The 12,836-nt window shown below is 54.6% G+C and carries 10 protein-coding genes; all 10 read left to right on the forward strand.

What is annotated here, in order from left to right:
* The first annotated feature begins 7 nt into the window (after positions 1-7).
* The 10 genes from IAE55_RS01615 (at position 8) to IAE55_RS01660 (ending at position 12,314) form a co-directional block, all read left to right on the forward strand.
* Entirely contained in the window at positions 8-1,432 is a 1,425-nt protein-coding gene (locus IAE55_RS01615; RefSeq protein ID WP_200630742.1) for a spore germination protein, read from the forward strand.
* A gap of 35 nt (positions 1,433-1,467) precedes the next feature.
* Positions 1,468-2,562, forward strand: a complete 1,095-nt coding sequence (locus IAE55_RS01620; protein ID WP_200630743.1) for a GerAB/ArcD/ProY family transporter — start codon at positions 1,468-1,470, stop codon at positions 2,560-2,562.
* Complete coding sequence (locus IAE55_RS01625; protein WP_145946138.1) at positions 2,559-3,692, forward strand: Ger(x)C family spore germination protein; 1,134 nt, start codon at positions 2,559-2,561, stop codon at positions 3,690-3,692. The genes IAE55_RS01620 and IAE55_RS01625 overlap by 4 nt, the downstream gene beginning before the upstream one ends.
* Before the next feature lie 330 nt (positions 3,693-4,022).
* The gene (iolG, locus tag IAE55_RS01630) at positions 4,023-5,048 is read left to right on the forward strand and encodes an inositol 2-dehydrogenase (protein ID WP_145946137.1); all 1,026 of its coding nucleotides are present in this window, start codon (positions 4,023-4,025) and stop codon (positions 5,046-5,048) included.
* Between the two features lie 66 nt (positions 5,049-5,114).
* The gene (gene iolD, locus IAE55_RS01635) at positions 5,115-6,977 is read left to right on the forward strand and encodes a 3D-(3,5/4)-trihydroxycyclohexane-1,2-dione acylhydrolase (decyclizing) (RefSeq protein ID WP_145946136.1); all 1,863 of its coding nucleotides are present in this window, start codon (positions 5,115-5,117) and stop codon (positions 6,975-6,977) included.
* 24 nt (positions 6,978-7,001) lie between these two features.
* On the forward strand, positions 7,002-7,913 hold the full coding sequence (gene iolE, locus IAE55_RS01640; RefSeq protein ID WP_200630744.1) for a myo-inosose-2 dehydratase: 912 nt from the start codon (positions 7,002-7,004) through the stop codon (positions 7,911-7,913).
* Between the two features lie 14 nt (positions 7,914-7,927).
* Positions 7,928-8,752, forward strand: a complete 825-nt coding sequence (gene iolB / locus IAE55_RS01645) for a 5-deoxy-glucuronate isomerase (protein ID WP_200630745.1) — start codon at positions 7,928-7,930, stop codon at positions 8,750-8,752.
* Complete coding sequence (gene iolC, locus IAE55_RS01650; protein WP_200630746.1) at positions 8,749-9,750, forward strand: 5-dehydro-2-deoxygluconokinase; 1,002 nt, start codon at positions 8,749-8,751, stop codon at positions 9,748-9,750. Before iolB ends, iolC begins: the two co-directional genes overlap by 4 nt.
* 20 nt (positions 9,751-9,770) lie before the next feature.
* Complete coding sequence (locus IAE55_RS01655) at positions 9,771-11,237, forward strand: CoA-acylating methylmalonate-semialdehyde dehydrogenase (protein WP_200630747.1); 1,467 nt, start codon at positions 9,771-9,773, stop codon at positions 11,235-11,237.
* 78 nt (positions 11,238-11,315) lie between these two features.
* A complete protein-coding gene (locus tag IAE55_RS01660) occupies positions 11,316-12,314 on the forward strand; it encodes a LacI family DNA-binding transcriptional regulator (RefSeq protein WP_200630748.1) in 999 nt (332 codons plus the stop codon).
* Positions 12,315-12,836: the final 522 nt, after the last annotated feature.

A 12,836-nucleotide genomic window follows, 5' to 3' on the forward strand; every position in this document is an offset into this window, starting at 1 on the left:
GCAGGCTGTGACCTCATCAGAGCAAACGATCTATCCTTCGCTTGACGGGAACATTTCTTACATCCGGGACAAGCTGTGTCACACCGACGATCTGAAGGTCAGGCACCTAACTTACCGCGGACAATCCTCGGCGCTGGTATATCTGGAATCTACGGTGGACCCAACCCTGATCGAGCGCAACGTCATCCGCCCGCTGCGGCAGGGAGGAGACGAGGACTTGTCCCAGCTGTTCCTGACGCTCCGGCTTGAGACCGAACACAAGCTGAATAAGGGCACGCAATCCCTTTTGTCGGGCAATTGCTTGTTTTTTACACAGGATGACATGAAGCAGTTCTACGTATTGACTACGCCGGCCAAATACGAACGCAGCATTACGGAGCCGGAAAACGAAGGTATCATACGCGGGCCGCACAACGGTTTTATCGAGGATTTGACGGTCAATTTGTATCAGATCCGCCAGCAGATCAGCTCGACGGACCTGAAGGTGCATTATCACAATATAGGCAGTACGGCTCCACGCAAAGTGGCGGTAATGTACATGAATAACCTGGCGGACCCAGCCGTAATCAAAAAAGTGGAAGACAGGCTGAAGGGCATCACGCTCGATTCCGTCATTTCGACCGGCTTTATCCAAGAATTTATGGAGGATCAGCCGTTTTCGATCTTTCCCCAGTTTTTGAATACGGAACGGCCCGACCATACGGGCGCGTATTTGCTCGACGGGCATGTGGTCATTATGCTCGAAGGGGATCCGACGGCCTTGATCGTTCCGGTGAGCTTTTTCTGCTTTTATCAAACCCCTGACGATTACAGTAACCGTTGGATGATCGCATCGTTTGTGCGGTTCATCCGGCTGCTCAGCTTTATAACGGCGTTTCAGCTGCCGGCATTCTATATCGCCATCGTGGCATTTCATTCGAACATTTTGCCCATTCAGCTGTTCTTTACGGTGCAGGGTTCATTGACCCGGGTACCATATCCCCCGCTCGTTGAAGCGATGCTGCTCGAGCTGATCTTCGAATTGCTGAGGGAGGCAGGGCTACGGCTGCCAAGCCGAGTAGGGCAAACGATCGGCATTGTCGGGGGTCTGGTCATCGGCGATGCGATCGTCAAGGCGGGTTTTGTGTCGTATACGATGATTATCGTTGTGGCTTTGACCGCGATTTCGTCGTTTTTAATACCATCCAATGAAATGAGCTCGGCGATCCGGATATTGCGGTTTCCGCTGATGATATGCGCATCCATTTTCGGATTCATCGGCATTGCTTTCGGACTGACGATCCTGTTCATTCATCTGTGCAAGCTGGAGTCGTTCGGGAAGCCTTACCTGTCGCCGCTGGCCCCATTGAAATTCAAGGGCTTCAAGGATGCATTCCTTCGGTTTCCGATCTGGACGATCCGCGGCAAGCATGGCGAGAAAAAGCATAACTAACATCGTTTGACACGGATCCGGGAGGGAGGGCCAAGGTGGAACAGGCTGAGAAAAAGATGTCCCCGAAACAGCTGTTTTTGTTCATTATCCAAGCCCAAATCGGAGTCGGCGTACTTTCGATCCCCTATGACCTTAGTAAGACGGCAAAAGGCGGCGGGGGCATATCGGTTGTGATCGCTGGAGCGATTACCCAAATCGTCATTTTGATGATGTGGACTCTTCTGCGTAAGTTTCCCGGGATGAACCTTTTCCAAATCTGTTTCCGGCTTGCCGGACCGGTTATAGGCAGGCTGCTGATCGCATGCTACGTCGGATATTTTATTTTGCTGGGCAGCAATGTTTTGCTGAATGCCTACATGGTACTCCAGCGCTGGATTCTGCAATCCACCCCAAAGTGGGTGGTACTGCTTCTGTTCTGTATCATGACGTATTACCTGGCCAAGGAAAAGCTCACGGTTTTGGCCAGGTTTTACAGCCTGTCATCGATGCTGTTCATTCCTTTGATCATTTTTGTCAGCTATGGCCTAACGCAGGCACGGATTGAATATATGCTCCCGTTAACCGAAGCAGGCCTGATCAACATCCTGAAAGGAACCAAAGACACGACCATCTCGATGTACGGGTTCGAAATGTTCTTGATCATCTTTCCGTTCATTGATGCATCTGACGCCAAGAAATTGAAAATGATCAGCTTGTCGAATCTGTTCGTTACACTGTTCTACGGGTTTGTCGTGTGCACCTGTCTCATGGTGTTTAACCAGACGCAGCTGGCGATGATCCCGGAACCTGTCATTTACCTGGTCAAATCGCTAAATTTTTATATCATCGACCGGGCGGACATCCTGTTCCTGTCGATTTGGTCGATTACCTTGGTATGTTCCATCACCAGCTACTTTTATGCGGCTGCCGATGGGCTTGCGGTCCTGTTTAAAAAAAAGATCCATCAAATGTTTGACCCCTTTGTTAGTGTAGCCTTTTTTTTAATCGCTCTTTTGCCGACCACGCCGATGGCGATCGACCGGATCAACAAGATTTCCGAATATGCTGCGTACGTGTTCATTGCGGGCATTCCCTTCCTGCTAATGCTGTTCTCATTATTTGTCAAAAAGAAAGCGGGTGGAGCCGTATGAAACGATGCCGCGTGGTACTTTGCTGTGCAATGCTGGGTCTGTGCACGGCGCTGCTGACCGGATGCTGGGACCGCGAATATTTGAAAGACTTGAATCTGGCCTACAGCGCAGGTTTTGATCTGACCAAGGATCATAAGATCAAGGAAACCGTTGAGCTAATCATTCCCCCGAAAACCGAACAGAGCGCCACGACAAATGAAATTCATTCGGCAGTGGGTTTGTCAACACGCGGGGCGAGCAACATCCTCCGGGCTCGCGTAAGAGGGAATATGCGGGTGATCAAGAACAGCGTGCAGCTGATCGGTAGATCCTTGGCCGAAGAAGGGATCAAGGCACCCATGGACGTCAATTTCAGGGACCCTAAGAACCCTTCTTCCGACGTCCGCTTGATCGTGACGGAGAATGACGCCTCAGAGATTATCGGTATGAAAAAAGTAGGAGAGCTGCAAATCGGCGAATTCCTGTCGCAGAAAATCAGCAGCTTGGAGAAAATGAGCCTGTTCTACCCGCCGGAGACCGTGAATACGGTTTTCCGTTCTTTGACGGATCCAGGCCAGGATTTCGCTCTGCCCTACATCGGGGTACAAGGCTCCGAGATCGTAGCCAAAGGCGTCGCTTTGTTCCACGATCAGAGCTATAGCGGATCGTTAGGCAAGGATCAGTCGATCATGCTGGTTCTGATGAAAGGAAAGTCGGGAGGCAATGCCCGATTTACCAAGACCGTGAATCTGGATACAACCAAGCCGATTCGCGGATCGCTCAGCTACAACGTCGGCAATAAGAAGAGGAAGCGTGAGTTTCACGTAAGCGTAGCCCGGAACGGCGATGTTCACGTGACACTGAGCCTGAAACTTCAAGCAGTCATAGAGGAATTCACCGGACCACAGCTGCTGGATGAAAAGGCCGTAACGCGGGTGAACAGGGAGCTGTCAACCATCATGACTGAAGAAGCCAGGGAGGTCGTGCGGGAGCTGCAAAAGGCGAACTGCGATATTTTTGGGGTCGGCCGGCAGCTGATGGCCTATCATCCCAAACTGTGGAAGCGGATCGATTGGAACAAGGAGTACCGTAACGTTCAGTTTCATACCCAGGTTCAGGTGTCCATTATCGATACCGGGGTCATACAATAACACTGATGTCCATGCCGAACGGGGTGAGGTATGGAGCGATGTTTTGCGGTCTGGCCGATTGCGGCCGGCCGCTTTTTTTGGTTTTCCAATTCGCTGGAAATAGAATGTTAACTTGCGGAAACTCATATATATGTCATGGAAACCGTTATTTGATGACCTGACACAAAGCAGCGTTTAGAGACAATCGTATAGCGAGCGGCAAAAAAATGTGGTATTAAATAACAAAAAAGGGTTTGCAAAGGTCCGGTGCGGTGTTATAATCCGATCAAGGAAAGCGGTTACCCTAAATGATTCATTGAAATGATATCGTGAGAACAAGGTGGAATGTCCATGAGTAAACAACTGAATATCGGCGTGATCGGAGCAGGGAGGATCGGCAGGCTGCATACCGAAAATCTGCTCAAGCATCCTCAGGTTAATGTGAAAGCGATTGCAGACCTGCAGATCGATCATGCCAGGGCATGGGCCAATGGGCTGGGGATCCCTTTGCTGACCCAGGATGCGGAACAGATCATCAGTGATCCGGGCATCGATGCCGTTTTTATTTGCACGTCGACCAATACCCATATTGACATGATCGAGCGCTCCGCCAAGGCGGGCAAGCACATTTTCTGCGAAAAGCCGATCTCCTTCGATGTCCGGGGAACCCGCCTTGCCCTGCAAGCCGCTTCCGACAGCGGCGTCAAATTTCAGCTTGGCTTCAACCGCAGATTTGACCCGAATTTCCGCAGAGTCAGGGAGATCGTCGCTTCCGGCCAGATTGGAGATCCCCATCTGATCAAGATCACTTCGCGCGACCCCAGCCCCCCTCCGCATGACTACATCAAGGTATCCGGCGGGCTGTTTATGGACATGGCGATTCACGATTTTGACATGGCCCGTTTTTTGAGCGGCAGCGAAGTGGATGAGGTGTATGTCCAAGGGGCAGTCCTGGTGGATCCGGTCATCGGAGAGCTCGGAGACGTGGACACGGCGGTCATCATGTTGAGATTCCGGAACGGCGCGATCGGTGTCATCGACAACTCGAGGCAGGCTGCGTACGGGTATGATCAGCGCGTTGAAGTGTTCGGCTCGCTGGGCCAGGTCAACGTGCAGAACGATTTTCCGAACTCGGCGGAAGTCAGCACAGCCGGGGGCGTGTACCGGGATAAGCCGAAGCATTTTTTCCTGGAACGTTATGAAGCGGCGTATCGGCTTGAAATCGAGAGCTTTATCAAAGCGATCGTGAACAATGAGGACGTACCTGTCAGCGGAGAGGACGGGTATCAGGCGGAGCTGCTGGCGGATGCGGCCAGGAAGTCATGGCTGGAGAAGAGACCCGTCAGCTTGTCCGAGTATTCGATGTCTACATCATGAGGTTTTTGTTTGTCTTTAGGGTAAGCGATTAACCTAATGAAGTATTTTGCGAAAGGATGGTTATGAATGGGCGTACTTCGATTAACGATGGCTCAGGCCTTGCTCCGCTTCCTGGACCAGCAGTATGTGCAGCTGGACGGAAAGGAGCACAAGTTCGTTAAGGGAGTCATGGGCATTTTCGGTCACGGCAACGTTCTGGGCATCGGCGAAGCATTGGAGCGGGAGCCGGGCAGCCTCAGATTCATCCAGGGAAAAAATGAGCAGGGCATGACGCATGCCGCCGTTGCGTACGCGAAGCAGAAGAACCGGCTGGAAATCTTCGCCTGTACTTCCTCCATTGGCCCGGGGGCGCTGAATATGGTCACGGCTGCCGCGACGGCGACGGTCAACCGGATACCCGTGCTGCTGCTTCCAGGCGATATTTTCGCCTGCCGGCAGCCGGACCCGGTCCTGCAGCAGCTGGAGCATCCGATGGATTATACCGTGTCCGTCAACGATGCCTTCAAACCGGTCAGCCGGTACTGGGACCGGATTACGCGTCCCGAACAGCTGATGAGCTCGATGATCCAGGCGATGCGCGTACTGACTGACCCTGCCGAAACCGGCGCGGTCACCATCTGCCTGCCGCAGGACGTACAGACAGAGGCGTATGATTATCCTGAGGATTTTTTCCGGAAAAGGGTGCATTACCTTGACCGCAAGCCGGCTAGCCAGGCAGCGATCGAGCGGGCGACGGAGCTGATATCGCGCAAGCAAAAGCCGATCCTGATCGCCGGCGGCGGCGTTCATTATTCCTTGGCCTATGAAGAGCTGCGGCAGTTCGCGGAAGCGTTCGGCATTCCCGTGGCCGAGACCCAGGCAGGGAAGAGCGCAATCCCATGGGACCATCCGCTGAATATGGGAGCGATCGGCGCGACCGGATCCCTTGCTGCGAACCGGCTTGCCAGAGAAGCGGATGCCGTCATTTGCGTGGGTACCCGGTTGGGTGATTTTCCGACCGCGTCCAAAACCGCTTTTACGAGTCCCGAAGCAGAATTCATTCATATCAATGTGAGCGGTTTTGACGCGTCGAAGCTGAATGCGTGCCAGGTGGTGGCAGATGCTGGAGCGGGGTTAAAAGAATTAACCTCCGCACTTCAGGCAAGGAGCTACAAGTCTGCTCATAACGGACCAGAGCTTGCCAAACTGAAAGCCGAATGGACCCGGGAGGTCGACAGGCTGTACGGCTTGGAGTCGGAAGAAGGCTTGGCGCAAACTCGCGTGCTCGGTGAGCTGAACCGTTCCATGGCAAACGAAGTGATTGTTGCGGCGTCCGGGAGTCTTCCGGGCGATTTACACCGGCTGTGGAGGTCGGAAGCGCCCAAGTCCTATCACATGGAATACGGCTTTTCCTGCATGGGATACGAAATTGCCGGAGCCTTCGGCGTGAAGCTCGCCGAGCCGGACAAGGAAGTCTATGCGCTCGTCGGCGACGGAAGCTACCTCATGCTTCATTCCGAGATTTTAACCAGCATCCAGGAAGGTGTAAAGGTGAACGTGATCCTGCTGGACAATCACGGATACCAGTGCATACACAGCCTGCAGCGTGAAAACGGGAGCGACGGCTTCGGCAACGAATTCCGTCTGCGCAGCACGGAAACGGGGCGCCTGACGGGGGACTACGTGCCGGTCGACTATGCGGCCCATGCGCGAAGCATGGGAATCAAGGCATTTTCCGCCACCAGTGTGGATGAGCTGAAGGAAGCCCTCCGGCAGGCCGGGGAGGAGAAGGGCTCTACCTTGATCGAAATCAAGGTGCTGCCGGGCACCCAGTCGGGCGGATACGAATCCTGGTGGAGGGTGGATGTACCGGAAGTGTCGACCAGCGATAAGGTGCGGGCCGCGAGGGTAACGATGAACGAACATGTGCAGCAGGCGCTGAAAATCTAAGTCCAAAGGGAGGCTACGACGTAGATGACGGATATCCGATCGATTAAATTGGGCATTTCACCGATCAATTGGGTTAATGAAGATGTGCTTGAACTGGGCGACCATTATACGTTCGACGACTTGATGAGGGATTTCACGCAGCTGGGATTCACCGGAACGGAAAACAGCCGGAAATTTCCGAAGGACGCCGCCGTTCTCAAGAAGGCATTGGCTGAGCATGGACTCCAGATGGCTTCTCAGTGGAAGGGCGTCTTGTTCTCCGAGCCGCGCCGCAGAGCGTCCGAGCTGGAATCGTACCGGCAGCATGTTGAATTTTTAAAGTCGATGGGCAGCCGCCATGTCGTCACCTGCGAGCTTGGGGGTTCGATCATCGGCGACCCAAGAAGACCGAAAGGCGTGCAGGACGTGCATCCTCTGACGGACGAGGAATGGAACCACATGATCGAGGGGCTGCATCAGGCCGGAGAAATCTGCAAACGAAACGGGATGAAGCTCGTCTACCACTATCACATTGGAACTGTGGTCGAACGGCCGGATGAAATTCAAAGGCTGATGGAGACGACGGACCCCGAGCTGGTTCATTTGCTGCTGGATACGGGGCATGCCTATTACGGCGGATCCGACCCGCTGGAGCTGTATGAACGCTATGCGGATCGCATTGCCTACGTTCATTTGAAGGATGTCCGGAAGGATGTGCTGGAGCGGGTGAAAAGGGAGGGGATCCCTTTTCAGCAAGCGGTAATCCAGGGCGTGTTTACCGTACCTGGCGACGGATGCATCGACTTTGCGCCGATTTTCCGCAGCTTCGTGCGGCATGGTTATGACGACTGGATGATTCTGGAGGCGGAGCAGGATCCCGGCCAAGCGAATCCTTACGAATATGCCAGCAAGTCCAAGCAATATCTCGCTCAAATTGTTCAGGAATTAAACGCCTGAAAGGAGGAAGGAACATGTCCAAGCTAATCGTTCCCGGCGGACAGCCGGACGAGAACGGCAGATTGCTCAGCATCACGCCCGAATCGGCAGGGTGGGAGTACGTAGGTTTTGAAGCGTACCGGCTGGAACCCGGTCAAACGATCGAGCAGGAGACGGGAGACCGTGAAGTCTGCCTCGTGCTGCTCAGCGGGCTGGCGAATGTGGAAGCAGGCGGACAAAGCTATGAGCGGATCGGCCGCCGGATGAGCGTGTTTGAGCCGCTTGCCCCTTATGCGGTATACATTCCTGCGCACGACCGTTTCCGGCTGGAAGCCGTTACCTTAACGGAGGTGGCCGTGTGCAGCGCTCCCGGCCAAGGGCGGCTCGAAGCAAGGCTCATCCCGCCTGAGAAGATCGGGGTGGAGCAGCGGGGCTCCGGTTATACGGAGCGGACCGTCCGCAATATTTTGCCGGAGCAGGAGGAAGCGGAAAGTCTGCTCGTCGTGGAAGTCTTTACGCCGGCCGGGCACTGGTCCAGCTATCCTCCGCATAAGCATGACCAACTCGATCTCCCGCATGAGTCTCTGCTGGAAGAAACCTATTATCACAAGGTGTCCCCAGGTCAGGGGTTTGCCCTGCAGCGCGTATATACTGACGACCTGTCGCTGAATGAAACGCTGGCCGTGAAGAGCGGAGATGCCGTCCTCGTTCCCCGCGGTTACCATCCGGTATCGGCGCCTCCCGGGTACGATGTGTATTACCTTAACGTCATGGCCGGGCCGGTGCGCACCTGGAAGTTCCATAACGACCCTCAGCATGAATGGCTGATGACCCCTGGACAGGAGGTGCCTAAGCGTTGACCACGATTTCATTTCCAGACCATCGTTCCCTGGACTTTATCGGGCTGGGCCGGCTGTGCATCGATCTGAACGCCAACGAAATCCATCGCCCGATGGAGGACACGGTCACCTTTACTAAATATGTCGGCGGCTCCCCGGCCAACATAACGATCGCCATGGCGAAGCTGGGGCTGCGAACCGGTTTCATCGGCAGGGTGTCCGACGACGCCCACGGCCGTTTCATCACCCGGTACCTGCAGGACGCAGGCATCGACACCAAACACGTTATTGTCGACCGGTCGGGCAGCGTCACGGGACTCACGTTTACGGAAATCAAGTCGCCGACGGACTGCAGCATCCTGATGTACAGGGATAACGTAGCGGACCTCAAACTGGAGCCTGGCGACGTAAGCGAGGATTATATCCAAAGTGCCAGAGCGCTGCTCATTTCAGGTACAGCCCTTGCAAAGAGCCCGTCCAGAGAAGCGGCTTTCAAAGCGATGGAACTGGCGATAAGACACGGAGTCGTCATTGTTTTTGATATCGATTACCGTCCGTATACATGGACCTCAGCCGATGAGATCGGCACGTATTACCGTCTAGCCGCCGAGAAATCGGATATTATTATCGGCGGACGCGAAGAGTTCGACCTGATCGAAGCGCTGGACGGCCCGCTTATGCAGGACGATGAAGCCACCGCGAAGCAGTGGTTCAAGCACCGGGCCAAGCTGGTGGTCGTCAAACGGGGCGGCGATGGGTCGACGGCATTTTCGGCGGACGGAGAGAAGCACGTAGGTGCCGTTTTTCCGGCACAGGTGGTGAAAACCTTCGGCGCGGGTGACTCCTTTGCAGGTGCCTTTATTTACGGCCTGATGCAGGGATGGAGTATCGACCGGTGCCAGCAGTTCGGCAGTGCTTCAGCATCGATCGTGGTCTCCAGCCACAGCTGCTCCGACGCGATGCCGACAGCCTCGCAAATCCAGGAGCGGATCGACCGCTTTGTGCAGCAAGGAATCTGACAAACCATGGAGGTATCTACATGACGGATCAAGTGCAAGATCAAGTGCAGCAGCTTCACAACTACGTCGGGGGCCGGTGGGTTCCTTCGGGCGGAGGAAGATCGGAGCCGGTCTATAATCCGGCCACCGGGGAAGAGATCGCCCGCGTCCCCTTATCCACCCTGGACGATCTGAACCGCACCGTATCCGCGGCGGCGGAGGCGTTTCCGTCCTGGAGCGGCACTCCGGTGCCGCGCCGGGCACGGATCATGTTCAAGTTCCAGCAGCTCTTGACGGAACACTGGGAAGAGCTCGCCCGGATGATTACGCTGGAAAACGGCAAGAGCTACCAGGAAGCATACGGCGAGGTGCTGCGCGGTATCGAATGCGTGGAGTTCGCCGCCGGCGCACCGACGCTGCTGATGGGCAGCAACCTGCCGGATATTGCCTCGGGACTGGAGTCGGCCATGTACCGTTATCCGATCGGCGTCGTCGGCGGCATCACGCCGTTTAACTTTCCGATGATGGTGCCGAGCTGGATGTTCCCGCTAGCGATCGTATGCGGAAATACCTTCGTGCTGAAGCCGTCCGAACGGACACCGCTGCTCGCGAACCGGCTGGCGGAGCTGCTCCAAGAAGCTGGGCTCCCGGACGGCGTGTTCAACATCGTTCACGGTGCGCATGACGTCGTTAACGGCCTGCTTGAGCACGAAGACGTCAAGGCGATTTCATTTGTCGGCTCCCAGCCTGTGGCCGAGTACGTGTACAAGACGGCAGCGGCTCACGGTAAACGGGTACAAGCGCTGGGAGGCGCAAAAAACCATTCCATCGTCATGCCGGATGCCGATCTCAAGCTCGCGGTCAAAGAGATCACGAGCGCGGCCTTCGGCTCCGCAGGCGAACGCTGCATGGCCTGCTCGGTCGTCGTGGCCGTCGGCGATATTGCCGACGAGCTGGTGAGCGGACTGGCTGAAGCCGCCAAGAATATCCCCGTAGGCGACGGTATGGAACCGGATGCCTTCCTGGGACCCGTGATCCGGGACTCCCATAAGAGCCGGACCATTGGTTATATTGAGAAGGGGATACAGGAGGGGGCGCAGCTTGTGTTGGACGGCAGGGATCATACCTTGGCCAACGCAAAAGGTTATTTTCTTGGCCCGACCATCTTTGATCACGCCGCTCCTGGTATGAACATTTGGACGGACGAAATCTTTGCGCCTGTACTTCAGGTCGTTCGGGTAAACAGCCTTCAGGAAGCCGTAGCGATTGCCAACAAGTCCGAGTTTGCCAATGGGGCCTGTATCTATACGGACAGCGCCAAAGCGATTCGAGAGTTTAGGGAATCGATCGACGCGGGCATGCTCGGGGTCAATGTAGGCGTACCGGCACCCATGGCGTTTTTTCCTTTCTCCGGCTACAAAAAATCCTTTTACGGAGATCTTCATGCCAACGGCAAAGACGGGGTGGAATTCTACACACGCAAGAAAATGGTTGTGGCCCGCTATTGATCATGGAGCAAATTGCCACAGACTGGAACTTTCCCTATACTTAGAGTACAGAGCAGCGTTAAGGAAGGGGGAACGAGGGTGGCGACGATATACGATATCGCCCGGGAAGCCGGCGTGTCCATTGCCACGGTATCCAAGGTCATCAACCAGACCGGCCGGATCAGCGACAAGACAAGAAAGCATGTGCAGGACGTGATGAAGCGGATCGACTACCAGCCGAGCGTCGTCGCATCCGCCTTGACCAAGAAAAGGACGTATTCGCTCGGGCTCCTGATCCCGGATATCGCGAACCCGTTTTTTGCCGAGCTGGCCCGCAGCATTGAAGATCATGCCCACGATCTTGGATACAGCCTGGTCATTTGCAGCACCGACAACGACTTGACCCGGGAAGAAAGGTACATCAACGTTCTCCGGCAAAAGAGCGCCGACGGGATCATCATCGCCACTGGCGCCCGCAACGACGCCATGATGAAGCAGCTGATGAAATACAAGCTTCCGGTAGCCGTCATCGCGCGGGAAATGCCGCTGCTTGCAGTGGATACCGTGCTCGTGGACGATTACTTAGGCGGCTATCTGGCTGCGTCTCACTTGACTGGGCTCGGACACCGGAACATTGCCGTGATTGCGGAGGATTTGGCTGTGATGAGCTCGAAGGAACGGGTTCGCGGTTACCGGAAAGCGCTTGAAGAAGCAGGAATCCCTTATGACGAGAATTTGGTGGCGGTCAGTCCGTTTCATGTAGAGGGAGGGAAGGCGACAGCCAAGGAGCTGCTCAGCGGCTCCAACCCGCCAAGCGCCATCTTCGGATGCAACGATCTGCTGGCGATCGGAGTCGTGCAGGCTGCCCGGGAGCTTGGCCTGCGCGTACCTGAGGATGTTTCGGTCGTGGGCTTTGACAACACGGTGCTGGCGACAATTATCGATCCGCCGCTCACTTCGGTGGCCCAGCCCGTTCAGCAAATGGGAAAAGAAATCGTCCAGCTGATCACAGGCGAAATCGACGGAAGCAAGCCCTCCAAGCAGCGCCTGGTTCTGCTGCCGGAACTCGTGGTCCGTGGAACAACCAGCGCCGTGTAACGGCGCTTTTTTTGTTGTTGATTCCCATTGTGGATCACCCGATGATTCCATCGCTTTTCCCGACATAATGAGGGAGTTTCAACCATTTTACAAACATAGACAATATATTACAAAAATAATGATTGCGCTTTCATGCTGGAGTAGATTATAATTTCTTCAAGGTAAAGCGCTTACCTCACATTTCCAGTCTCATGTTACGACACAGTTCCTTGGGGGAGAGTCCAAAGCCCGTTTCGCTTCGAGTTTATGTTACTAAGCTTCAAGAAGAAGTGAAGAGTCTTAATATGGTATCGCTACCATACGCACTCAATAACGATTTAGATATCGATGCTAACCATCGATCGGGATCGGATTCGGCTCTTGGTTTCAACCACAGAAATGTAATATTTTACAAAAAGCGCAACCATTTTTGATTTACACCTCATCTTGAGAGACTATATTCCAATTAAAGCCGACATTGAAAAGCCATTCTTAGTGAAAGGGGGGGATTCAGCCCTAAGAGAACAGATATGCATTGATCAT

The organism is Paenibacillus sp. S28 (genome assembly GCF_016624415.1).
Taxonomy (GTDB): domain Bacteria; phylum Bacillota; class Bacilli; order Paenibacillales; family Paenibacillaceae; genus Paenibacillus_AQ; species Paenibacillus_AQ favisporus.